Source organism: Mesorhizobium sp. BR1-1-3 (assembly GCF_020165455.1).
Classification (GTDB): Bacteria; Pseudomonadota; Alphaproteobacteria; order Rhizobiales; family Rhizobiaceae; genus Mesorhizobium; species Mesorhizobium ciceri.
In genome coordinates this window covers 233,003-256,379 of record NZ_JAIUIC010000008.1, presented here as the reverse complement: position 1 = coordinate 256,379, position 23,377 = coordinate 233,003, and the positions used below count along the sequence as shown (strand labels likewise).

Below are 23,377 nucleotides of genomic sequence, written 5' to 3'. Positions count from 1 at the left end.
GTTCCTGTATCCGCCCTAAGCGTTGAGCGCGTTTCCTTGGAGGCGTCATGACCAACAGAACCGCCATAGTTGTTGTCGGTATGCACCGCAGCGGGACGTCTGCGCTGGCGCGGGTGCTCAGTCTTCTCGGCGCAACCTTGCCACGCAACCTCAATCCCGCGGGATTGGGCAACGAGATCGGCCATTGGGAGCCGGAGGCTGCCGTTCGCCTCAATGATCAGATTCTGGATCTGGCCGAGTCCCCCGTAAACGACGTCCAAGGGCCGGCCGGCGAATGGCTGCAACGGCCTGAGGCTCTCGCGTTCGTCGACAGGCTGGCGGATCTGATCGCCGACGAATATGGCGACGATCCGCTGTTCGTGCTGAAGGATCCCCGAATCGCGCTGTTGTTTCCCTTGTGGCGCGTCGCGCTGGGTAGACTGAAGATAAGGTGTGCCACTGTCGTCATCTCGCGCAATCCAGTGGAGGTTGCGCTCTCGCTGGCGAAGCGACAAGGCGTGGCAGGTGATTGGCAATCGTGGCCGCTGGAGAGGGGTGGGCTTCTATGGTTGCGCTACAATCTTGCGGCCGAGGAATACACGCGCGGCGTCGATAGGGCGTTCTGCGACTATTCGAAATTGCTCGAGGACTGGAGAGCGGTCGTGCGCCGCCTGGGCGATGAACTCAATATCGCATGGCCGAAATCCATCCCGGATGCCGCTTCCGAGATCGACGGCTTTCTTTCGCGCGACCGGCGGCACCATCAAGAGCCCGAAGACTTGGATCACCGTCATGGGGTATGGTCCGAATGGATCGCGCCGATTTTTTCGGAGCTTCGTGGGGCAGCCGAAGGTCGTGGCCCCGACCCGGCTATTTTCGGCGCAGTGAAGCAGTCGTTCGGCGATGTCTACACCGATATCTGTACGGGCATTCAGTCTCCTCCGGCTCAGCAGCCACCGTCAGGGCGATCTCGTCTGCGCGTCATGCGCCGGGGTAGGGGCAGGCGAAAGATATGTCTTGCCGGCGGCCTGTTTTGGAAGGCTAACCATGGCGACGGCGCGGCGATGGCCGCGGTCGAAGCCGCCATAGCCGACGACATCGAAATTTCTATCATCGACATCGGCGCCTTCACCGACGCAGATGAGACCGCCTTTGCCGCCTTTGCCGAAAGCCATTCCTTCGACATCGAGTATCCCGACGAGGACGACCCGCCAATCGAGCCATCCTTCCTGGCTTCAACGATCCGGTTATTGAGGTACGTCCGGGCGCGGCGTTTCGATGCCATTCTCTTTCAGGATCAGAATGGTCTTGGTAGCGCAAGCGCCGTGGCAAAGCAGGCCGGATTGACGCTCGATGGCATTTCTCTGGCCGTTCTTGCCGCGGGGAGCCCCGACTGGATCGGGCAGAAGAATGGCGCGCCTCCATCAACTCTGGTGACGATCGGCATCGAACACCTGGAAAAAATGGCAGTCGAGCGAAGTACCGCTCAAGCGATCATTGCAGCAAACAGCAATGCGCTGAAGGGCGAGGTCGGCCGGTATGTACACAGCCTGCGGATAGCCCTCGAGGAGCGATCGAGAGATGCCGCAGAGGCGGCACGTTACGCGAGCTCCCTAGAAGGCACAGTGGACCAATTGCGGAAGGCGAACGAGACCGCGGCCGAATACGCCAGAAGTCTCGAACAGTCGCGGATTCAGATGGAGACGGCCTCTGGCGGCGATGCACTGGATAGGGAGGTCGGCCGATACGTGCACAGCTTGCAAGCAGCCCTCGAAGCACGATCGAGAGATGCTGCGGAGGCGGCGCGTTATGCGAACTCCCTAGAGGACACCGTGGCCCTATTGCGGAAGGCGAACGAGACTGCGGCCGAATACGCCCGAGATCTCGAACGGTCGCGAGCTGAAACCGAGGAGTATGCCAGGTCGCTGGAGGCAGAACTAGAAAAAGCCAACCCGACTGCACAAAGCTGACGGCGAAGAGCTTAGAATCCGGCACATATGACCAAGTCACCCCATTTATAACCGGCTTGCAACGGACTAGGCATTGGCATTCCGTGCCCAACGCCGCGACGGTTTTGCCTGGAACCATGGCTCGGCATGCTTGACTGCCGTCGGCGGTTTAGGAAAAAAGCCGGAAACGGGCGAGATACCAGATTGCCTTGACACCATCGCGCCATCCGATTTTTTTGCCCTCCTCATAGGTGCGACCGAAATAGCTAATGCCCATCTCGTAGATGCGCCAACGGCCTGCAAGCGCAATCTGGGCACTGAGCTGGATTTCACAACCAAAGTCGTTGCAGGTCAGACGCAGCCGGCTCAATACGTCTCGCGTGAACATCTTGTAGCAGCATTCGATATCGGTAAGGGTCTGGTTAAAGAGCAGATTGAACGCCAGAGAGATGAGGCGATTGGCCAGATAATGGTGAAAATAGAGAGAGCGGTGAGGTCGGCCGTAGAAGCGTGAGCCGTAGACGACATCAGCAACTTTTCGCCCGGCAATGAGGTCATACATGACGGTCCAATCCGCAGGATCGTATTCAAGGTCCGCGTCCTGGATGACAATGACGTCGCCCTTGACTTCCGCCAGCCCGGTCTGCAGCGCCGCGCCTTTTCCGCTATTTCTGTCGTGATAGAACACGCGCACCGCAACTGGGGCGCTCGCCCGTTGCTTGGCGAAGACTAGACCTCCTTCGACGCCGACTGTCAGGGCCGTGGCGCAGCCGGACCCGGTTGGAAAATTGGCCTGAAGCCACTCGCGGGTGCCGTCGGAGGAGCCGTCGTCGACGACGATGATCTCCTTCGCCACCTCGGGAAGTGCTATACTCACCATCGCCAGAACGTGTGGCAATGTCGCTGCTTCGTTAAAGACCGGTACGATTACGGAGAGCATGGAACCTCGAGGCCGACATGTCAGCCGTTGCGGTGGAATCCGACACCGCCGGCTAGGATAGAGCGACCATCAAGATCATGCCGATGCCAATGGTGGCGAAGAGCGCCCGATAGCACCGCTGCAGTCCACGCAGGCTCTCGGACGTCAAGCCAGCCCGCATGGCGCGGCGGGACGCCAACAGATGCAACGGGATGAGCGCAGCGGCAAGGACGAGAGCAATCGGAACGAAGCCGAGTGCTGCCAGCACGACCAGGTAGATGTAGGAGGAGATAAAAAGCATCAAGCCGGCGACAAAGCTTTGCGTCTTGCCGAACGCCACGGCGTTCGTGCGTATGCCGTTGATCAGGTCAACCTCGTGGTCCCGCGCCTCATGCGTGAAATGGCCGGCAGTGAATACCAGTCCAAAGAAACAACTTACGACGACGCCCTGTGCATCGATCGCGCCAAAGGCCGTGTATCCAAGCAGGAAATGCAGGCAACCGCCGACAAAATGCAGGGCCGAGCTGAACAGCGGCGCAGCCTTCAAATGCAAGGCGGGGCTGGAATACAAGGCGCTTAACCCGGCGATCGTTGCTGCGATAAGGAGCGTTCCCGTGCCGACCAGCGCAAGGAGGAGCAGACTGATCACAAGTAGCGAGCCGGCGAGATAGCCGACTTCCGTGCGCGTCAGGCCTTTTGCAGCGAATGTCCGGCCGGCCCGGTCCGGGTCCTTGAGATCGCCGAAGATACCTGACCAGTCGTTGAGAACGAACACATGAGCCATCAGGCATAGATTGCCGGCCATCATGATGGCCCCGGTCAGCACATGGCCGGCCGACAAGGCTCCAACTGAGAAAACGGCTCCGACGAAAGGCGTGGCCTGCAGGGCCGCGACCTCGTCATAACGGATGCAAGAAAGCCAACGCAGCAACAACTGAATCGCTGGGAGGTGACTTCGAGAGGCTGCATCGCCGGCGATTTGCGTCACTTGTCACCACATTCCCGTTTCGAGCCGCAGGCAAGCTTCGAACGCATAAGTTCATTCTCGAAATAGAGCCGCAACCAGAGGGCATAGCCGAAATCTTGCGACCAGTAGAATCGTCTTACCGTCGCGCTAAGGTCATTGTGATACAGAAGCGGAGGTGTGTGGCTCAACAAGGAAAAGTCATCGGCCGCAATATCCTTCAGCAACTGGGCCGTGCGTTGATAGGCCTCGGATGAGCCGGCATGGCTTTCCACTTGCCGAAGCGCGCCCGCCGCCCGAACCCAGATGTCCTGGCCGGGAATGTCGGTCTGCAATCGCGATTGCGGAACCGGCGGCCGGCAGCCGGCTTTTTCCAGATCCGCCAACCGCAGCATCGGCATGAGGGGCGCATTGGCATAGTAAACCCAGATATCGTCATCGCCCGCCTTCTTAGAGAGGGCTTCGCACAGCGACCGCGCGGCGGGTTTGTCCACTCGGTCAAGAAGGAGGAAGATGTGCATCTGGATTGCGGCATCCGCAGGATTAGGGTCGTGCCCCGGGTCGAGGCATTGGTACTTGTCCCTTGTCGCGAGCCAGGTCTGGTAAAGCCCGTCAGCCCGCATGAATTGCGTGATGGTGGCAAGCGCGGGTTGCAGCAGTTCGCGCTTGTCGCTGGGCGCAACCCGCCACGCCAGGGTTGTGTCGTCCGAATCGGGCGTGATGGCGCAGCCAAGCGTGCCGATCGTGGGCGCGTCCGGCCGACCATGATAGCGCACAAGGCCGCTTTCCTCGATCTGTGCAGACAGGAACTGCCGCGCTCCTGCAAGCATGTCGCTCACGCCGGCGGCTTCGGCCACCGGGCTCGCCACGTCAAGCATGACGGCGTTGAGATAGGTATTGAGTTCCAGGCGCGGCTGCTCGAACCGGCTCGCGCTGGTATAGGATGTAAGCCAGTATCCGCCGGCCTGCTGATCGTTCGCCAGCAACTGCCTGGCGTGCCGCGCCGCGCTAGGCAAATCGCTGACATGCTCAACTGCAACTTTGTCCACGGGAACAAGGAAGGAGACCTGCTTGAGCAGGCGCGGGTCGCCACCCTGGGTCGCGCGCACCAGAACCGCCAGCGAATGCTCGCCCGGCGTCATATCATCGATTGGGATGGTTACGCGCCAGCCAGCCGGGCTCGATTGCCCCAAAGCCTTTTCTACATCGGCTCTGCCAAAGAAATCCCTGGTTCCACCCAGCTGCCGGCCGTCGATCAGCACGCCGACATCGGTTGGAGAATGCTGGTTGGTGAGCGCCCATCCCAGGATCTCGAGCTGTCGGCCTGCTTCGGCGCCTACGGCTTGACCTGCGGGCAAGATGTTAACGGCATCGATGTTGCCTGTTAAATCGACAACGAGGTCGGCGCGCACATGCGGGTGAGAGAGTTCGGCGATGAAGGCCGCGTTATGAATGTCCCAGGCCGGCCGCATTCTGTCCGGACCCTGAGTTGAGATGACGGGCATGTCGAAAATGCCGGTGTACCAGAAAGCGCCGATCGTCTGGGTCGAGACCGCCGCCAGCGATGCAAGGCCGAATGCCGCACAGCCGCTGCGTGACAGATTTTTCACGACCGGTGGAAGCATCCATATGAGCATGGGCAACATGTCAGTAAGCCATCGCGGTCCCCAGGACATGCCTTGCCGCCAGTCGATCATGGCGTAGAAGAACACTTGCACGATCATAGCGCAACCGACTGCCGCCGTTAGACCTCGCCCCAAGCGTTCAGCCGCGAGGTGACGAAAAAACATCGGGACAAACAGCAGGAATGGGGAGAAGATGAAGAGGCCTCGGGTCGGGCTGAAAAGCAGACCCGCGATACCGCCCATCAAGCTGTCATTTAAATCGCCTGCCCCGACATGCACTGCATAAGCGCCCGCAATATTGCCGACGAGCATGACATTGTAGGCAAGGGTTAGGGCGACGGGGACCATGCCTGAAAAAACGAGCAGTGATCTCATGCGGCCAGCCCACCACAGGCCATAGACACCCAAGCCCGCAGCCAGAATGGCATCCGGCTGGCGGTTGGCCGCGATAAGTGCGCAAAGCAGGCCGGCGAGCAGGACCCGCCACGGCTTGGCAGGGCCTGTAAGCAAAAGCATTGTGCCTATGACCAGCAGCTGCGCCAGGCCATGCATCCAGAGGGCTTGACTGCTGATGACCCATGTCGTGGTGCCAAATGCATAGAGCAGGGCCAGAATGGCTGCCCACCCTTCATCGGTCTTTCGGCGCAGCAGCAAGTAGAGCAGCCCCACGGAGACCGCCGCCATCAAAGAAGCGCAGAGCTTTTCCATGATGCGGGCGAGTTTGTCCAACAGCAGCGCATCGGAACCATGCCGTTCCAGATAAATGATCGCCGGCAGGTAGAGTGGGGAGAGGACGACGGGAACGACGATGGGATATTTCGATACGTAATCGCCCCCCTGAATCTTCACGATCCAATGGGCATTGTAAGTCTTGTCCGGCGTTGACGGAAGCTTTCGGCCCTGAGCGATCAGGTCTAGGATCGGGTTCAAGGTCAGGCTGTGATTCTGCCAAATTGAAAAGGGCAGATAGCGCGCCGCAAAGCTGTCCGCTGCCGCGATCGATCGCATATTCGCGTTGAAGACCAGGAGGGACAGGAACCCGAGGAGCAAAGCGGTCGCGAGATCGCGTGCGCGGATGCGTCGAAAAGCCGGCGTCGATACTATCTGGCTCGGAACGTGGGCGGTCATTGCCACGATCAACGATCTTTCCCGTTCAAAGCTCATAGACGTGTAGGGCTCGTACAACGATCGCGTTGCGGCTTCAACCCGACATAAAAAAATTTAGATCATACCGGGTTGCCGGAGATTTGGGGGATCAAGATTGCCACTGTTGAAAATGCACACCGCGAGGCGGGTAAATCTGATCGGCATCGGAGCCGCGAGGACCGCAACCAGCAGTCTGGCGTGGATGCTGCGCGGGACGGGAAAGGTCTTCGTACCCGAAGAGAAAGAGATGAATGGCTTCGGCATCGACGCGGATGTAACCGCAAGCGTGTACGACATGCGCTTCTCGGAGGCGACGACTGAGCATCGCTATCTCGCCGACATCTCTCCCGTCTATCTTTCAAGCATCCAGGTGGCGGAGGCGATAAAAGCCTACAATCCGGACGCGAAAATCATCGCAAGGGATCCTGTCAGTCGAGTGATTTCACAGTACAGGCACATGAAGGGAAAGATAGACCCGTCTTTGGGCGCCGAACTAAAAGGGGGTGGCGGATATATACAATAATAAATTGGGCGATAACTCCTGGTATTCCGCAGCAATGAATATAAACCACTCGTTTTACGGAAAGTATTTGCAAGCGTATTATTAGAGATTCCCCAAAAACCAGATGCTCGTGCTGGTCTATGAGGACCTAACGCGACGGCGCCTGTTCCGCCAGGGTCCCTGGGCGTGGCAATTGCAGCGGTTCCTGGGTGTCAATGTAAACCAGGAGTACCACGACAACCGCGCCGTAGGATTCGAAACGAAAATCGCTGACGATATGGCAGTCGATTTGAAAAAGCTGTTCGCGGCAGACGTATCCACGACCAGCGACCTGATCGGCCGCGACCTGGCCAGACTATGGGGATATTAGATCGCTGCTGCTAGAACCCTGCCGCATGGTTCGACGAGACCCGTTGCATGTCAGCCTCAACCATCTCGGCGACCAGATCCTCCAGTCGAACCGTGGGGCTCCAGCCAAGCACCTCTTTGGCACGCGAAGAGTCGCCGACAAGTAGGTCGACTTCCAATGGCCTGTAGAAAGCCGGGTCAACAGATACAACGACTTTTCCGGTAGTCCGGTCGATACCTTGCTCGTTGTGCCCCGTTCCTTGCCAATCCAGAAAGATGCCGCAGGCTTTCGCGGCCATCTCGACAAATTCACGAACCGTGTGCGTTCTCCCGGTCGCTACAACGAAATCCACTACAGGCGTCCTTTGCAGCATCCTCCACATTGCATCGACGTAGTCTCGGGCGTGGCCCCAATCTCTTTTCGCCTCTAGATTTCCGACCCGCAGAGGCCCTTCGCCGCGCAACGCATATTTGGCCATACCAAGTGTTACTTTTCGAGGGAGAAACTCCACGCCCCTTAGAGGCGACTCGTGATTGAAGAGGATGCCGCTACAGCAATGCAAGCCATACGCCTCTCTGTAGTTCACAACAGTCCAATGCGCGAACAGCTTGGCCACTCCATAAGGGCTGCGCGGATAGAAGGGAGTTCCTTCGTTTTGCGGGACTTCTTGCACTTTACCAAACATTTCGGACGTCGAAGCTTGGTAGAATTTAGCTTCCGGGACGACAGATCTAACGCCTTCCAGCAGTCGCAATGTTCCAATCGCGGTCACCTGAGATGTATAGATTGGCTGTCTAAACGATTCGCCGACAAAACTCTGGGCCGCAAGATTGTATATCTCATCGGGCTGGACATTCTCCAGCACCACACGCACGTTTGAGTCCTCGGTCAATTCCATCGACACGAATTCGATATCTCGCAGAACCTGCAGATCCTGGAGACGCCATGTGCCTATCCCCGACGTGCGGCGCATGGAGCCCACCACGCGGTATCCCTTGTCGAGAAGCAGCTTTGATAGATAAGCTCCATCCTGCCCCGTGATGCCCGTTATCAAAGCGGTCTTATTTGCCACAGCCTGTTCCTTGCGATTGTGGATTTCCCTTGTCGTGGGCTATGGCAACGTTTGGATGCGAAGGCAAAGGAAGATTCGGGCCCAGCATGAGGAATGCGTTCTTTACGATTTCATCGTGGAACTATCTCCACTATTCGCGCACGCTTGCGTCTTCGTTTGCTCGCCACCATCCAGACTTCTCACGCATACTTGCCATCGCTGACACACCTCGGAACGACCTGCAACAGGGCGCCTTCCCCGAATTCGATGCTCATATTTTCTTCGGCGAACTCGATCTGCCTGACCGTCGCTCCTTCAGTTTTCGCTACGATGTCATGGAACTGAACACGGCCATCAAGCCTACGGTATTCCGGCGACTTTTTGCCGAAGGTTTTGACCGCGTGATTTACCTTGATCCGGATATCTTCGCTTATCGTCGCTTCGACGAGATATTGCGGGCATTCGACGAGGGAGCGACTTCCATCCTGACGCCGCATTCCCTCGCCCCCAATCTCCATTCCGAGGGCCCAAACGACCTGACCTTTATGCAATCCGGCATTTACAATCTGGGGTTTTTGGCCCTCGCCAGGACGAGCGAGACGTCGGCTTTGCTGGAATGGTGGGAGTCGCGTCTGCAAAGCGAGTGTGTCGCCGATCGCCTGAGCGACGGGATTTTCGTTGACCAGAAATTCATGGACCTGTGGCCCGCCTATTGCCCAGGCACACACATCCTGCGCGATCCAGCTTACAACGTGGCGTACTGGAACCTGGACACCCGCACGATCAAAGCCACGAATGAGAACTACGAAGTTAACGGCGCGCCACTCGCCTTCTTCCATTTCAGCGGGATCACTCCCGGCGACAGGGGCGTCCTGTCGAAGCACCAGCAGCGATGGAAACCAACATCTACGGAAGCGTTGGCAAGCCTCACAGCGGGTTATCATGACCAGCTGGAAGGTTTCGGGGCAAGCAGTTTTTCTTCAGTCCCCTACGGCTTCGGGACGTTCTCGGACGGCACCAAGATTCCGAAACTGGCACGAATTCTCTTTCGCGAGAAGCTCGAGCCTTTCGAGGGCGATCCTTTCACTCTGATGCCGGACCATCTGGACCGTCCAGCCGGCATCAAGCCCAACCCCGGTGGTGTGGTCACACAGCTTGCGCACGCACTCTGGACGACGAGGCGCGACCTACAATCCTACTTCCCTCTCCAAGAGGGGAAATCCCAGATAAACTACGCCGACTGGTATATCGCCGGTGGCGCAACGTCGGCAGGGATTCCTGCCAGGTTCACGCAAACTGTCGCCAAGAGAATCCGCCAATTAGGTCACGGAACTGCAGATGTTTCAGGCACAGAAAAATCGGTGATCGCGACGCGTATCGCGCGCCGCGCTTATCGAACTCTCATGAAAGCCCAGCCTCACATTCGCTGGCTCTATAGAATGGTGCCGCCGGCCAAGCGAAAGCAATTTCTCGATGCGATGTTCAGGCATGCGTGGCCCGCAAATTTCGACACGATATCGAAGGCCCCCGTCGGCCCCGGCATGTCCCTGATCGGTTATCCATTTTCAGAAACGGGCGTGGGTGAAGCAATGCGCTCGCTCGCTCGTTCAGTCGACAGTGCCAACATCACCTATGATGTCACGAACTTTGACGAGCAGGTCCTTTCGTCGAGGAGGGATAGAGCCCTGACGTCTCATATCGTTGTTCGACCATCCAAAATGGTGAACGTTTTCTGCGTAAACGCCGACATGCTGGGGTCAACCATTCATGGCATTGGCGGGGGTGTTCTCCAAAACAGATACAACATCGTCAGGCCTTTCTGGGAACTGCCTTCGATCCACCCGCAATGGCTGAACAGTCTGCGACAAATGGACGAAATCTGGGCCCCGACCGCCTTCGTTCGGGATGCCTTCATGGCCGGTACTGACCGCCCCGTTGTGCATATTCCAGTGGCTATATCCGTTCCGCCCGACATCGAGGCGAGCCGTGAGCGTTTCAAGGTTCCAAAGAACTCTACCGCATTTCTGTTTGCATTCGATTTTTCGTCCTACCCGGACCGGAAGAACCCGAACGCTGTTTTACAAGCCTACCTTCGCGCGTTCGGAGATGACCGAAATCGACGCGTTTCTTTGGTTATCAAGACGATGGGTAATAGCCCCCACAAACGAACAATTCTGAATTCAATTCGTAGCCTGGCGCAGACCGACAACAGGGTTGTGTTGATTGATGAGGTTCTCACTCGAACCGAAACCTATTGTCTGACAAAATCTTGCGATGTCTTTGTCTCGTTGCATCGCTCGGAGGGCTTCGGGTTGGGAATTGCCGAAGCCATGGCTATGGGCAAAGCCGTTATTGCAACAGACTTTTCGGGAAGTAAGGATTTTGTTGGCACGCAAACGGGGTTTCCTATTCCATACCGATTGATCGGCGTCGAACCCGATCAATACCCCTATTTCATCGAAGGCCAGAAATGGGCCGATCCCGACATAGATGAAGCCGCTCGGGTCATGGCGCAACTTGCCGACAACGTTGAGGTCATGGCCGCTATGGGCGAGCGTGCTCGGAAATATATGGCCGCGGTGCACAGCCCCGAGGCGGTCGGCAAGGCGATCGCTAGTCGCCTTCAAGACATCCAAGGATATAGGAATTCCATTTTGGATACCTATTGAAGTTCGCCAGGGAGGTCAGCGGACTGGCAGCTTCCCGGTAGTTTGTTCCAGAACCGGACAGGCCCGCTTCCGGCCCCCAAAAAAGGCGACATCAAAGCATCTGCCCGGTAACGTCCGCTGCGCTTGGCACAAGGTGGGCCGATCCGGCGGACGTCGTTTACTAGCCACAAGACAAGTTCGAGTTGGTGATCATCGCCGACGAACGAACTTTCCCCTCACGGCTGCGAACGTCTCGCAGCTCTGCCCCGAGGCGCCGACCATGGCTCTCAGTCGAGCTTCAGCGCCACAATCTCGCCTTCGTTCATCAACGGCACATAAAGGATCGACTTGCCATCGGTGCCGATGTCGGCGCTGCCCGGCTTGAACTGCGCCACCACCTCCGGCGCGCCGCCCGCATGATAGCGGTAGAGCGTGCCGGTCATGTAGGCGGTGGTATAGATGGTGCCGCCGATGGCTACGACGCCGTCGAGATCGGCGAATTTCTGGGCGGCCGGCAAGGGCGAAACCACCTTGCTGGCGATGTCGACCGACAGCAGGCCGCCAAGCTCCGTCGTGCTGAAGTCGGGCTTGATGCCCTTGCCCCAGGAGGCGACGATCAATCGGCCGCCATCGGCGAAGATGCCGTTGGGTGAAGCCAATGCCCCGTCCTTGACGAACAGCTCCGGCCGGTCGCCATCGATGCGGTAGATGGCGTCGGCCAGCATGTCGGTGACATAGACCTTGCCGGATTGGTCCGATGTCATGTCGTTGAGGAAGACCGCGTTCGGCACCGCGATGCTGGCGACCAGCTTGCCGCTGGCGAGGTCGACGACGCGGACTTTCGTGATGTCGGCGACATAGAGCTTGCCGCCCGAGATCGCCATACCCTTGGGTGCGTCCATGCCGTCGGTCCAGTGCTGGGTGACCGTCTTGCCGTCCAGAGACAGCACGGAGAGATAACCGTTGCCGTCGGCCTCGCCGGGATTGCCTGATATGTTGGAAACGATGATGCGATTGTCAGCGGCGTCGAACAGGGCTGATTCCGGCTGTTCGAGCCCGGTGGCGCGCCAGAGTTCGCCTGCCTCCGCGGCGGGCACTGCGGCAATGCCGATGACGGCGATAAAGGTTGAGGTGATGAGGGTGTTCATGACTGCTCTCCTGAGATGACGAGGCAGAGCTATGGCTTTCGATACTTTCCGGAAAGGCCTGACACCGCTAGTATCGAATATCGATACGAAACTAGCGGCAAGAGGTGCATCCGATGAACGGTCTGATCTTCCAGGCGCTGAAGCGGACGTTGAAGGCGAAGGGCGTCACCTATCGCGCGCTTGCCGAACGCATGGGCGTTTCCGAACCGACGGTGAAGCGTATCTTCCATGAGCGCAATTGCAAGCTCGACCGGCTGATGGAGATTTGCGCTGCTGCCGGTGTCGAACTAGAAAACGTGCTCGGCTCGATGAACCGGGGGCCTGGGCCGGTCAACCACATCGCGCCGGAGATCGAGCGCAAGCTCGCCGGCCGGCCGGCGCTGCTGTTCATCTTCGTCATGCTGTCAGAAAAGTTCACGCCCGAAGGCATCATGCGCTCACAAGGCCTGAGCGAGGCTTCGATGTTCCTCTATCTGCGCGATCTCGAGGAACTCGGCCTGATCGCGCTCGGACGGGGTCTTTCGGCGAGACTGCTGGTCGAGACGCCGATCCAGTGGAACTTCGAAGGGCCGCTCAGGCCGCTGTTCGAGATGACCAACAAGAATTTCATCGGCTGGGCCATCACCCATATCGACAAGGAAGCGACCTTCGTCAGCTTCTCCAGGCGGATGCGGCCGGAGACGGCTGAAATGGTGCGGCGCGAGGCGGAGGATCTCGCCGACCGCGCCAAGCTGCTCGCCCATCACGACCAGCACACGACGCCGGAGGATGGCCTGATCGGCTACAAATGGACGTTTGCCTTTGGCGCGACGCCATTTCCGGCAATCATGCCGATCGGGCCACACGCGCGAGATGCCGGGGCGAGGCCTGATACGCCCGCCGCCGCGAAAGGACGGCGGCCGCTGCCGGCCTGACCAGGCACCGCGTCAATCGTCTCAGCACGATTGCATCTGGCGGCTGAGCTTGCCGCGCACGACCCTGGCAGTGCCGACCGCCACCATTTTTGCCGCTGTCTTGCCCGCCGGACCCGCCATGCGACCGGCGACGCCGACCGCGCCATTGACGGCGCCCATCGTCTTCATCTGCCCGACCGTCTCGTTCATCCGCGCCCGGCAGTCCCGCATTTTCCTGGTCGCCTCGACTGCAGCCAGGGCCTCGCCAAGGCCTGCCGGCGAGTCCGGGCCGGCCGCCAACTCCGCCAATTGCGCATGCTGGTCTGGCGTGATCGGCGGGCTGGCGGCCGTCTGGCTGCAGCCGGAGGCCAGCAGGCAGATCAGCATCGCGATCGGGCTGCCTCGCCCGGCACGTGCCGTGGCTGGAAAAATATCGCGATGTTCGGCCTCGAGGCTCCCGCCCGGAGTTGCTTTTCCGGCCACCCGTTTCCTGTTGCCCAACATCCTATTGCCCCATCACCGGGCCGAGGATGAGGCTGCGGATTTTTGGCGTCAGCGGCCTGACGACGTCGGCGAAGGGATCGCCCTCAGTCCGCAAAATCATCAAGCCTTCGACCTCTTCGTCGATGGCGTCGATGGTCTCCGTCTTCTGTGCCTCGGTCAGCTCCCTCATGCCGGATATGGCATTTCTGAGCTTGGCGAAAATGGCATCGAGTTCCGCGACCGGCATCGTCGCCAGGAACCCGCGCATGGTCTCGCCAAGCGCGACCTTCCAGCTGTCGGCGGTGAAACCGGCTGTGCCGATCAAGCCCTTGTCCGCGGCATCGCGCTCGTACCAGTCGGCGGCGATCTCCTCGTCATAGGCGAACTGACCGAATTCGGGCTGCAAGGCCTCGATCAGGCCGACGACCGCCGACGCGTCCCGCGCTGTCAGGGCCAAGGCCTGCGGGCTGTCGAAGATCATGCCGGCAAGTGCGAGCGCGCCGGCCAGCCGGCGCATGGCTGCGAAACGCCGCTCAGCCATAACAGTCCTGCGCAATGCCGGCCCGGGCACTGCTCGTTGCCTGGGACTGCAGAACCGAGCCGCCGATCGAGGCGGCCTGGCCGGCAATGACCCCACCATTGCCAGCCAGACCGCCAAGACCCCCCGCCATCGACAGCACACCGCCGAGCAGAGCCGCATTGGTCTGCGCCTTCGCCGCCTTCTTGGCCGCATCGGCGCAGGCCGTTTCCGTCGTCGGTTCGTTCCGGGCCTTCTTGCTGCCGGCCGCGCTCGCGATCGATGCCGGCTTGTCGTCGACCTGGCCCGTTTGGCAGCCCGCCAGGGCAATGGTCAGGGCCAGGAAAATGCTCTTTTTCATGGTGCTGCTCATCATCGGGCAGCGCGCGGCGGCAGCTTGGCCTCGCGATGATCGGTCACTGCGTTGCCCAAGGCGATCGACAGCAGATAGACACGCGGATTGAACCCTGCCGCAGCCAGTGCCGACAGCGTCTTGAACAGTTGCAAATGAAACATCGTGCCCCCCTTTGGATTGCCGCCAATGCGGTTCCGGTTCCGGAATCGCGCCGCAAACTAGGGGCATAAAAGGGGGGCAGCTTGGACAGAACGGCACTGAAAGCGGCCAAAACGGCCCGGGATTGACGTTTTGCAGGCTCCGGCGCATATGACCGCGCTCTTGGGCATGGGGGGTGTCGATGACTGCGACGATGGGGACGTCAGCTTCATTCAGGCTGGCGACGGAGATGTTTCCGGAGCGGGATCGCGTCGAGATCACGCGTGAGGTTTACGGCCGCACAGTTCTGAGGGTGGACCTCGATCCGCTGGCGCCGGCGCAGATCGACATGCGGGTGCGCGCGTTGCCAGGCCTCGGCATCGCCACCGGCAGCTCATCGGAATTCCGGGTGCATCGTACGTCGTCGCTGATCGACAATGACGACTTCGTTCTTCTGGCGGCCCTCGACGGGGGCAGTGTGATGAAGCATCGCGGCCGCGAGGAGGCGGTCGGCAACGGCCAGGCGCTGATGATGAGCGGTGAAGAGGTTGGCCTCAACCTGATCGGCGCCGGCGGGTTTCGCTTCGTCAATCTGAGTTTTTCGCGCAAGCAGCTTTCGCCTCTGATCGGCGATCCGGCCGCGGTTCTTATGCGGCCCTTGCCGACCCAAAGCGGGGCGATGCGGCTGTTGCTCGACTATATCAGCTCGATCCAGGAGGTCGGAGACGAGTTGACTGCGGAGGCCTGCCACCTTGCGGCGGCGCATGTCTTCGACCTTGCCGCACTCGCCATGGGCGCGACCAGGGATGCGGCCCAGATCGCACGCGGCCGCGGCGTCAGCGTTGCCCGCTTGCGCGCCATCAAGGCCGATATCGTCGCGCATGGTGGCCATGTCGACCTGTCGGCGCAGGACGTCGCCGCCCGCCACGGACTGTCGGCCCGCTACGTCCGCAAGCTGTTCGAGAGCGATGGCACATCCTTGATTGATTTCATGATGACCCAGCGGCTGGCGCGCGCGCATCGCATGCTCGGCGATCCGCGCCATGCCGGACGCAGCATCACCGCGATCGCCTACGAGGCCGGCTTCAACGACCTTTCCTATTTCAACCGGGCGTTCCGTCGCCGTTATGACGCCACACCCTCGGACGTGCGGGCCGCGGCTTGCAAGCACTGACGCCCGGCCGCCGGCCAGCGCTCCTGTGCAGCGGCTGGACTCATTTGATCGCGTTTATTCGGCGGCCTTCGCCCCGGAATCGGCAAGCTTGTCGTCCCAGGTCACCGCCCGGTAGTCGAAACCATATTCCAGCGTCGGCTTGACGATGCGGAAATAGGGCGACAGGTCGAAATCGCGCGGCGTGTAGAGCGAATGGTGGCGGATGTGCAGGATTTCCTTGCGCGAATAGTTCGACTGCGCCGAGGCGCGGCCGAGCGCACGGGTGATCTCGGGCAGGATCGGATAGCGGATCTGGCCATAGGCCTCGGCAATCAGCGTCGAGCAGATCGCCCGTGTCGGATCGCCGGAACCGAAGGCCAGCATGCGGCGGCGCCAGCGCACCGGCACCGGCGGTGTCGGGAAGAAAAAACGCAGCATGTCGAAAATGTTCTTGAGGTCGTATTTCAGGCCGAGCTTGCCGATCATGAAGGCGACGACCTTGTCGCGATCCTCCGGCGCCAGCCCACTCGCCCGGCAGATGCGGGTGTTGTAGGTGCGGTAGCGCGACAATGGAACGGCGACGCAGCCTTCGCCGATCGTGACCTCGATCAGGCGCGGCCGCTCCGAGCCGTCCGCCGGCGCGGGCAAGGCATCGCCGATATAGAAGGCCGCATGCGACCAAGTCGACTGGGTCAGGTACTTGATCGCCGCCGAGATCTTCTGGTTGCCCTCGATCAGCAGGATGTCGCCGGGCTCAAGCGTGCGACGCAGCGTTTCGGCATCGGAGGGGGTGTAGGGCTCGTAGCCGGACGATTCTTCCTGCAGCCGGCCGGCAAGCCAGCGGCCAAGTCGATCCAGAAGCGTGTCGCCGGGCTCGGTCATACTCCATGGCGATTAGCATGGGCGGGTAATGAGGGCTAGCGCACGCCTTTCTTCCGTCCGGACCGAGAGGAAGAGCGCCAAGTCATCCTACGATGCCGCGGCCTCTTCCGGCGGCGCAGCCAGATCGTCGCGCGCCTTGCGGGCCAGTTTGCGTGTCGAGCGTTTGGGACTGTCGCCGAACAGCTCGGCCGCCTCGGCAAGGCAGCTCTTCTTCAGCTGCTTTTCCGACCGCTTCAAAAGCTTGGCCAGAAGTTTCGTGTCCTCGGGCGGCCCGAGCAGCCGGTCGTCGGTCTCGAGCAGGGCGCGCATCACCAGCACATCGTGCAGGTCGCCCAGCCGCTCGCCCAGTTCGTCGACCGCCTTGCGCCTTGCCTTGATCGGTGTCGGCCACAGCCTGCCGAGCAGCGACAGATGCATGCCGTGGGTCTTGGCCGCCTTGCGCAGATCGTGGAAATCATCGGCCGCTCCCCGCGATCCGGCCTTGTCGAGCGCCTTCCTGGCGCGGCGCAGCGTGACGCGGGCGCCTTCGGCAAGCACGTCGGCCGCCTGTTCCGGCTGGTCGGGCAAGGCCAGCGTGCCGATGCGGTGCAGGCCCTCCTCGCAGGCGGCGGTCGCCGCGCCGATCGCCGCTTCGAGCCCTGTACCTTCGTGCAATTCATGCTGGCGCGCGATCAGCCTGTCGCGAACCGCGCCCAGCCCATCGTCGGCGCTCTCCTTGGGAAAGCTTGCCGCCAGGCGGTCGATGGTCTCGATCAGCGCTGTCGCCTCGCGCGGGCCGGCAAGCAGGGCCGCCACGTTGCGGTAGCACTGGTTTTCTGTCTCACAGAATGTTTCGTCACCGGAACGAACAAGCCGCAACAAGGCGCGAGCGCTCTTCAGCCGCTTGCGGCATTTGTGCAGCGCCTGTTCCGGCCGGCTCCGTGCGGCGTCAAGATGATGCAGCGCCTTGCCGATCTCCTCGGCAAGGATTCTCCTGACCTCGCCGGTCAGCGGCAGGCGCGGATCGATGCGAAAGCTCATGCGGCGATCTCCGGAATCCCACCAAGGGCGAGCGACGCGTTGTAGAATTTCTGCTCGCCGGTGACTTCACGGCCGAGCCAGTCGGGCAGCATTTCGTCCGGCACGTCCTCCGGCGTCTCAAGTTCGGCGACCACAAGTCCCGCAAGCGGTCCGCCAAAGACATCGACTTCGTAGAGATAGCCACGGTGCCTAACATGGTGACGTGTCTTCTCGATGACACGTCCGATGGCGAAGTCCAGCATCTCCACCGCCTCCGACAGCGGGATCGGGTATTCGAATTCGTCGCGCTCGCGCGCTTTGCTGCCGAATTTGAGCGTCAGCTTGGCGGAAGTGCCGTCGCTGATGCGGATGCGCACTGTGCGCCCGGGGCCGGCAGCGAGATAGAACTGGAGAATGCGGATATTGGCCTCGGCCAACTCCCGCCATGCGGTGCTGGTGACCAGGAATTTTCGTTCGACTTCCTTGCCCATGGCCGCGCACTAAAGCGTTTGCCGCCGTCGATGGCAAGACAATGACGAACAGAAGTTGACTTTAATCAATCGATTGATTAAAGTGCGCTCATGATCAAACTACCTGAGCCCAAAGTTCTTCGTCGCGAGCCCGCCGAGATGACGCGCGCGGCGCTTGTCCAGGCGGCACTGAAGCTGTTCGGACGGCAGGGCTTCGATGGCACCTCGACGCGCGAGATCGCCGCCGAGGCGCAAGCCAATATCGGCTCGATCGCCTATCATTTCGGAAGCAAGGAGGGTCTTCGCACGGCCGCCGCCGACTTTATCGTCGAGACCATCCAGACGGTCGCCGGCCCGGCGCTCGGCAATGCGCAGGCGCCCGCGCCGGTCGGTCCGGAGGCAGCGCAGGCGCAGCTCTTCGCGGCGCTGGAGCGAATGGTCGGCTTTGTCGTGGCCAGTCCGCAGGCCGGTGAGATCGTGCAGTTCATCCTGCGCGAACTTTCCCATCCAACGGCAGCCCTCGATCGTATCTATGACGGTGTCTTCGAGCCGAGCCATCGCCGGCTGTGCCAGCTGTGGGAACAGGCAACTGGCGAGCCCGCCGAAAGCGAGGCCACAAGGCTCACCGTGTTCACGCTGATCGGCCAGGTCATCTATTTCCGCATCGGCCGTGAGGCGGTGATGCGCCGCATGGGCTGGCCCGATATCGGCGCCGCGGAGGCCGCCAAGGTGGTGGCGGTCACATCGGGCAATCTCAAGGCCATACTGGCCGCCAGAAAAGGGGCAAAGACAAAGGGGCAAAGACCATGAGCTTTCTGTGTTCGCTGCCGCTCGCCGCGCAGCTCTTCTCGGCCTGTGCCCCGGCAGCACCGCTGGCCGTCGGCTATGTCGAAGGCGACTACGTGCTGCTGGCGCCGATCGAGGTGGCGCAGGTAGAGACCGTCACGGTCAAGCGCGGCGACCGTGTCATGCCCGGCACCACCGTTGTGACGCTGGAAAGCGCCGATGCAAAGATCGCTGTGGCGCAGGCGCAGGCAAGCCTTGCACAGGCGCAGGCACAACTCGCCGACCTGCAGATCGGCAAGCGGCCGGAAGAGATCGCCGTGCTGAAGGCCGAGGTCGATATGGCCAGCGCCCAGGCCGCCGACGCCAAGCGCAAATACGACCGCGCCGCCGATCTGTTCAAGCGCGGCGCCGGCACGCAAGCGGATTTCGACACCGCGTCGGCCACGCTCGAAACGGCCAATGCGCAGGTCGGCCAGGCCAAATCCAATCTCGCCGTCGGCGGCCTGCCGGCGCGCCCCGAGACGATCAAGGCCGCCGACAATCAGGTCAAGCAGGCGCAGGCCGCGTTGGAGCAGGCGCAGTGGCGGCTGTCGAAACGGGTGCTGGCCGCCCCTTCGCCCGGCCGCGTCAACGACGTCATCCGCAATCCGGGCGATACATCAGGTCCGACCGCGCCTGTCATCTCGATCCTGCCCGACGGCGCGGTCAAGCTCAGCGTCTATGTCCCGGAGAGCGCCTTCTCCTCGGTCAAGGTCGGCACCTTGCTCGGCGTCCATTGCGACGGCTGCGGCCCGGATGTGAAGGCGCGCGTCAGCTACGTCTCGCCAGATCCCGAGTTCACCCCGCCGGTGATCTATTCGCTCGAGAACCGGCAGAAGCTGGTCTACCTGGTCGAGGCGCGGCCGGAGGGCGATGCCGGCCCGCTGCAGCCCGGCCAGATCGTCGATGTCGATCTGGCGGACAGCGCAAGATGAACGCCATCGACGTCCACGGCCTGGTCAAGCGCTTTGGCGACAAGACCGTCGTCGACCATGTGACGATGTCGGTTGCCGAGGGCGAGATCGTCGGCTTTCTCGGCCCCAACGGTTCGGGCAAAACGACCACCATCCGCATCATGTGCGGCCTGCTGACGCCGGACGAGGGCGAAGGCACGGTGCTCGGTTTCAACATCCGCACCGACAGCCTGCGCATCAAGCGCGAAGTCGGCTACATGACGCAGAAATTCTCGTTCTACGAGGATCTGACGATCGGCGAGAATCTCGAATTCGTGGCGCGGCTCTACCGGCTGAAGCCGGTCGAGGAGCATGTCGCGAGCACGTTGGAGGACCTCGGCCTGACGTCGCGCCGCAACCAGCTGGCCGGCACCTTGTCGGGCGGCTGGAAGCAGCGGCTGGCGCTGGCCGCCTGCATCATGCACAAGCCGAAATTGCTGCTGCTCGACGAGCCTACGGCCGGTGTCGACCCGAAGGCGCGGCGCGAGTTCTGGGACGAGATCCATCGCCTCGCCAGCGGCGGGCTGACCGTGCTGGTCTCCACCCACTATATGGACGAAGCCGAGCGCTGCCACCGCATCAGCTACATCTCCTATGGCAAGATGCTGGCCACCGGCACTGTCGCCGAAGTGGTGAAAAATGCCGGGCTGACCACCTTCGTCCTGCAGGGTCCGCGCCTCGATCAGGTCGCCGAAGCGCTTCAGGGCCGCCCCGGCGTCGATCAGGTGGCGCCGTTCGGCGCGACGCTGCATGTCGTCGGCTCCGACAAGAAGAAGCTCGAAGCCGCGCTTGCCGATGTCGAGAGAGAGCACAAGGGCGTGAAAGTTTCGCCCGGCGAAACCAGCCTCGAGGACGTCTTCATCCAGTTCATGTCCGGCTCGAAGGACAACATGGCATGAACAGCGTCTTTTCCTTCGCCCGGCTTGGCGCCTTGCTGATCAAGGAATTCATCCAGATGCGGCGCGACCGCATCACCTTCGCCATGATGCTCGGCGTGCCGCTGATACAATTGGTGCTTTTCGGCTACGCCATCAACAACGACCCGAAAAGCCTGCCGGCAGCACTCGTGGCGACGAGCAACGATCCCTATACGCGCGCCATTGTCGCGGCGCTGCAGACCACCGGTTACTATCGTTTCGACCATGTCGCGCAAAGTGCCGCCGAGGCCGAGTTCCTGATATCGCGCGGCGACGTTGCCTTCGTCGTCACCATCCCGGCCGATTTCGCCAGGAGAGTGGAGAGCGGCAACAACCCGCAGATACTCATCGAGGCCGACGCCACCGACCCGGCGGTGGCAAGCGGCGCCATCTCGACGCTCGGCACAGTCGCCAGCCAGGCGCTGCTGAGGGCGCAAGGCACGCAGGAAGCCGCCGCCGAGGCCGCCAAGGGTCAGCTCGATGTCGTCGTACACCGGCGCTACAATCCCGAAGGCACCTCGCAATACAACATCGTGCCCGGCCTGCTGGGCGTCATCCTGCAGATGACCATGGTGATGATGACTTCGATCGCGCTGACACGCGAGACCGAGCGCGGAACGATGGAGAACCTGCTGGCGATGCCGTCCAGCCCGCTCGAGATCATGATGGGCAAGGTGCTGCCCTATCTGGCGGTCGGCGGCGTGCAGGTGGTGGTGGTGCTGGCGGCGGCGAAACTTCTGTTCGCCATCCCCTTCACCGGATCGATGTCGCTGCTCCTGACGGCCGTGCTGATCTTCGTGCTGGCGCTGGTGCTGCTCGGCTACACGATTTCGACCATCGCCCGCACGCAGATGCAGGCGCTCCAACTCACCTTCTTCTTCTTCCTGCCGTCGATCATGCTGTCCGGCTTCATGTTCCCGTATCGCGGCATGCCGGACTGGGCACAAATCTTCGGCGAGATCTTCCCGCTGACGCATTTCCTGCGCATCACCCGCGCGGTGATGCTGAAGGGCGCCGAACTGGCGGCGGTGGCCGGCGAGATCGGTTGGCTGGTGGTGTTCGTGGCTTTGTTTGCCGGCGTAGCATTGGTGCGATTCCGGCGGACGCTGGATTAGACGCCGCGCTCGTGGAGGGCGATTATATATGTGAACTGGCGCGCAAGATTGAGACCACCGATTCCGAAGAGCCCTTGAACGCAGCAACTAAGAAGGCGGTCAAGGCGCCTCCCGTGCCTGAAAAGGGGTCCAAGCCCATCAAAATAATTGCACCGGAACGGTGACGAAACGATTGCAAAAGCGGTCGAATACGGCCAAGATTCGCTTGTTAAAAAAAGACCCCGCCGAAGCGGGGCTTGGAGTTGAAGTCTCTTACTAATTACACCGTCGGGTAGGACCGACAATGCTCTCGGACGAATTCCAATCGTCCGAACCGTACACGCCAGTAAAATACGACGTGTACAGCCTTCGGCCATGAACATGCTACCATGTTCTTGTCCTCCGCCGGGATAACCCCCGGTTGACCAGGTACGCAGGATCGCGCCCCGCCGGTTATCAGGGCGGGTCCTGTGGCCGGTCTGGAGTAGGCCAAACCAAACATTAGGTGATTCGTAGGTGCCCGACGACCCTAAGGCGTCGCCGTACCCGGTTTTCACAGGCAAACACGGCACAAACGGGGCTAAGGAAACACATGCGCGTGCTTTAGCGGGCCAATCCCCCTACGGCTGGCTGGGTAGCGCCTAGGACTTCGATTCCTTTTTTATGATGTCGAGCATCCCGTGCCGCCAATAAAGCAGCGCTCCGGAGGCTATCCAAAGAGCGATACCGATATAGAGGCAAATGGGCTGCACTACGCCGACCATAGCTTGGGCTGCCGCTGGGATTTGCGCCGCCATCTCCGTGTCTTTGTAGACATCGAGACCAAAGGCGAAAAACGCCGATCCAATCCCAAACGTTCCGGAGATAGCCAGGTTCGCAAGCCCTAGCTGCTTCAGTTCGCTATCGGTGACGGTGTAGCACCTCATTTCGCGAGACCCCATGACAAGCCGGATCGGCTCTGCGGGTCTTTCTGTGTAAGTTGTCGTCTGAGTAATTTGCACCTCATTTTCCATCGGACGGGTCCTTTGGTATGACACCGGACGCGATGGCACTGAAGGTGAGCATGTGACTGCAATTGTTGCAGACGACCATGAATTGCGGATAATTCGGACCGCCCATGATGATGCTCCCGCCATAGTGAATCTGAGGGGTCAAAATATGCTCGACAATGGCAAACGAAGAATGCTTGCATGCCGGGCACACCATGTTCGGAGCTTTTCTGTTTAGCCAGTCTATCGCCTTCTTTTGCTCTTCTGGCGACATCTTTCCTTCGGTATCCGGCATATGCTTCCTTACACAATGAAATCTGTGCGCGACTCACATCACCGGCCTCCTGCCTAGCCTAGGGTCTGTCAACTATCTAATCCCCTCGTGGCGTCGTCGTCCCAAGGCGAAGCGGGTGTCCGCTGGCTTCCCTC

General features: G+C 60.7%; 24 protein-coding genes. 10 read left to right on the top strand and 14 right to left on the bottom strand.

What is annotated here, in order from left to right; all coding sequences use genetic code 11:
- Positions 1-47: 47 nt before the first annotated feature.
- Positions 48-1,949 carry a sulfotransferase family protein gene (locus LB559_RS19875; protein ID WP_224674803.1) on the top strand — a complete coding sequence of 634 codons (1,902 nt, stop codon included), beginning with the start codon at positions 48-50 and terminating at the stop codon, positions 1,947-1,949.
- A 148-nt stretch (positions 1,950-2,097) separates the two neighbouring features.
- Here LB559_RS19875 and LB559_RS19870 read toward each other — a convergent pair whose 3' ends face one another.
- The 3 genes from LB559_RS19870 to LB559_RS19860 are packed head-to-tail and all read right to left on the bottom strand — an operon-like array spanning position 2,098 to position 6,576.
- Entirely contained in the window at positions 2,098-2,868 is a 771-nt protein-coding gene (locus LB559_RS19870; protein ID WP_224674802.1) for a glycosyltransferase family 2 protein, read from the bottom strand.
- 52 nt (positions 2,869-2,920) lie between these two features.
- Positions 2,921-3,835 carry a UbiA family prenyltransferase gene (locus tag LB559_RS19865; protein ID WP_224674801.1) on the bottom strand — a complete coding sequence of 305 codons (915 nt, stop codon included), beginning with the start codon at positions 3,833-3,835 and terminating at the stop codon, positions 2,921-2,923.
- Positions 3,832-6,576 (bottom strand): hypothetical protein, encoded by a 2,745-nt coding sequence (locus LB559_RS19860; RefSeq protein ID WP_224674800.1) that lies wholly within the window; start codon positions 6,574-6,576, stop codon positions 3,832-3,834. Before LB559_RS19860 ends, LB559_RS19865 begins: the two co-directional genes overlap by 4 nt.
- Before the next feature lie 121 nt (positions 6,577-6,697).
- Between LB559_RS19860 and LB559_RS19855 the strand changes: the two genes are divergently transcribed.
- Positions 6,698-7,105, top strand: a complete 408-nt coding sequence (locus tag LB559_RS19855; RefSeq protein ID WP_224674799.1) for a sulfotransferase — start codon at positions 6,698-6,700, stop codon at positions 7,103-7,105.
- A 103-nt stretch (positions 7,106-7,208) separates the two neighbouring features.
- The gene (locus LB559_RS19850) at positions 7,209-7,454 is read left to right on the top strand and encodes a hypothetical protein (RefSeq protein ID WP_224674798.1); all 246 of its coding nucleotides are present in this window, start codon (positions 7,209-7,211) and stop codon (positions 7,452-7,454) included.
- Between the two features lie 10 nt (positions 7,455-7,464).
- Here LB559_RS19850 and gmd read toward each other — a convergent pair whose 3' ends face one another.
- Complete coding sequence (gene gmd, locus LB559_RS19845; RefSeq protein ID WP_224674797.1) at positions 7,465-8,505, bottom strand: GDP-mannose 4,6-dehydratase; 1,041 nt, start codon at positions 8,503-8,505, stop codon at positions 7,465-7,467.
- An 86-nt stretch (positions 8,506-8,591) separates the two neighbouring features.
- On the opposite strand from gmd, the gene LB559_RS19840 reads away from it, so the two are divergent.
- Positions 8,592-11,153 (top strand): glycosyltransferase, encoded by a 2,562-nt coding sequence (locus LB559_RS19840; protein ID WP_224674796.1) that lies wholly within the window; start codon positions 8,592-8,594, stop codon positions 11,151-11,153.
- 266 nt (positions 11,154-11,419) lie between these two features.
- Here the strand turns inward: LB559_RS19840 and LB559_RS19835 are convergent, their stop codons facing one another.
- On the bottom strand, positions 11,420-12,280 hold the full coding sequence (locus LB559_RS19835; protein ID WP_224674795.1) for an SMP-30/gluconolactonase/LRE family protein: 861 nt from the start codon (positions 12,278-12,280) through the stop codon (positions 11,420-11,422).
- A gap of 113 nt (positions 12,281-12,393) precedes the next feature.
- On the opposite strand from LB559_RS19835, the gene LB559_RS19830 reads away from it, so the two are divergent.
- Positions 12,394-13,194 carry a helix-turn-helix domain-containing protein gene (locus LB559_RS19830; protein ID WP_127366869.1) on the top strand — a complete coding sequence of 267 codons (801 nt, stop codon included), beginning with the start codon at positions 12,394-12,396 and terminating at the stop codon, positions 13,192-13,194.
- A 21-nt stretch (positions 13,195-13,215) separates the two neighbouring features.
- Here LB559_RS19830 and LB559_RS19825 read toward each other — a convergent pair whose 3' ends face one another.
- From LB559_RS19825 to LB559_RS19810, 4 genes are read right to left on the bottom strand one after another with little or no spacing between them, the layout of a single operon-like run.
- On the bottom strand, positions 13,216-13,656 hold the full coding sequence (locus LB559_RS19825) for a hypothetical protein (protein WP_224674794.1): 441 nt from the start codon (positions 13,654-13,656) through the stop codon (positions 13,216-13,218).
- A 22-nt stretch (positions 13,657-13,678) separates the two neighbouring features.
- Positions 13,679-14,197 carry a hypothetical protein gene (locus tag LB559_RS19820; protein ID WP_224674793.1) on the bottom strand — a complete coding sequence of 173 codons (519 nt, stop codon included), beginning with the start codon at positions 14,195-14,197 and terminating at the stop codon, positions 13,679-13,681.
- Entirely contained in the window at positions 14,190-14,534 is a 345-nt protein-coding gene (locus LB559_RS19815; protein WP_127365456.1) for a hypothetical protein, read from the bottom strand. Before LB559_RS19815 ends, LB559_RS19820 begins: the two co-directional genes overlap by 8 nt.
- Positions 14,535-14,545: 11 nt before the next feature.
- The gene (locus LB559_RS19810) at positions 14,546-14,689 is read right to left on the bottom strand and encodes a hypothetical protein (RefSeq protein WP_023813481.1); all 144 of its coding nucleotides are present in this window, start codon (positions 14,687-14,689) and stop codon (positions 14,546-14,548) included.
- Positions 14,690-14,868: 179 nt separating this feature from the next.
- Here LB559_RS19810 and LB559_RS19805 point away from each other — a divergent pair, with 179 nt between their 5' ends.
- The gene (locus LB559_RS19805; protein ID WP_013528662.1) at positions 14,869-15,840 is read left to right on the top strand and encodes a helix-turn-helix transcriptional regulator; all 972 of its coding nucleotides are present in this window, start codon (positions 14,869-14,871) and stop codon (positions 15,838-15,840) included.
- Between the two features lie 54 nt (positions 15,841-15,894).
- Here LB559_RS19805 and LB559_RS19800 read toward each other — a convergent pair whose 3' ends face one another.
- The 3 genes from LB559_RS19800 to LB559_RS19790 all read right to left on the bottom strand — a co-directional run bounded on the left by LB559_RS19800 (position 15,895) and on the right by LB559_RS19790 (position 18,191).
- Positions 15,895-16,701 (bottom strand): lipo-like protein, encoded by an 807-nt coding sequence (locus LB559_RS19800; RefSeq protein ID WP_224674792.1) that lies wholly within the window; start codon positions 16,699-16,701, stop codon positions 15,895-15,897.
- An 87-nt stretch (positions 16,702-16,788) separates the two neighbouring features.
- The gene (locus LB559_RS19795) at positions 16,789-17,721 is read right to left on the bottom strand and encodes a CHAD domain-containing protein (RefSeq protein ID WP_224674791.1); all 933 of its coding nucleotides are present in this window, start codon (positions 17,719-17,721) and stop codon (positions 16,789-16,791) included.
- Positions 17,718-18,191 (bottom strand): CYTH domain-containing protein, encoded by a 474-nt coding sequence (locus LB559_RS19790; protein WP_013528659.1) that lies wholly within the window; start codon positions 18,189-18,191, stop codon positions 17,718-17,720. The genes LB559_RS19795 and LB559_RS19790 overlap by 4 nt, the downstream gene beginning before the upstream one ends.
- A 90-nt stretch (positions 18,192-18,281) precedes the next feature.
- Between LB559_RS19790 and LB559_RS19785 the strand changes: the two genes are divergently transcribed.
- Genes LB559_RS19785 through LB559_RS19770 form a run of 4 tightly spaced genes read left to right on the top strand, consistent with a single transcriptional unit; the run spans position 18,282 to position 21,980 of the window.
- Positions 18,282-18,980: a CerR family C-terminal domain-containing protein gene (locus tag LB559_RS19785; RefSeq protein ID WP_224674790.1), complete on the top strand. Its 699-nt coding sequence runs from the start codon at positions 18,282-18,284 to the stop codon at positions 18,978-18,980.
- On the top strand, positions 18,977-19,930 hold the full coding sequence (locus LB559_RS19780; protein ID WP_224674789.1) for an HlyD family secretion protein: 954 nt from the start codon (positions 18,977-18,979) through the stop codon (positions 19,928-19,930). The genes LB559_RS19785 and LB559_RS19780 overlap by 4 nt, the downstream gene beginning before the upstream one ends.
- On the top strand, positions 19,927-20,847 hold the full coding sequence (locus tag LB559_RS19775; RefSeq protein WP_013528656.1) for an ABC transporter ATP-binding protein: 921 nt from the start codon (positions 19,927-19,929) through the stop codon (positions 20,845-20,847). Before LB559_RS19780 ends, LB559_RS19775 begins: the two co-directional genes overlap by 4 nt.
- Positions 20,844-21,980: an ABC transporter permease gene (locus LB559_RS19770; protein ID WP_224674788.1), complete on the top strand. Its 1,137-nt coding sequence runs from the start codon at positions 20,844-20,846 to the stop codon at positions 21,978-21,980. The genes LB559_RS19775 and LB559_RS19770 overlap by 4 nt, the downstream gene beginning before the upstream one ends.
- A gap of 620 nt (positions 21,981-22,600) precedes the next feature.
- On the opposite strand, the gene LB559_RS19765 is transcribed toward LB559_RS19770, so the two are convergent.
- Together LB559_RS19765 and LB559_RS19760 are read right to left on the bottom strand one after the other, a co-directional pair.
- Positions 22,601-22,972, bottom strand: a complete 372-nt coding sequence (locus LB559_RS19765) for a hypothetical protein (RefSeq protein WP_063173458.1) — start codon at positions 22,970-22,972, stop codon at positions 22,601-22,603.
- On the bottom strand, positions 22,962-23,243 hold the full coding sequence (locus LB559_RS19760) for a hypothetical protein (RefSeq protein ID WP_063173459.1): 282 nt from the start codon (positions 23,241-23,243) through the stop codon (positions 22,962-22,964). The genes LB559_RS19765 and LB559_RS19760 overlap by 11 nt, the downstream gene beginning before the upstream one ends.
- Positions 23,244-23,377 lie beyond the last annotated feature (134 nt).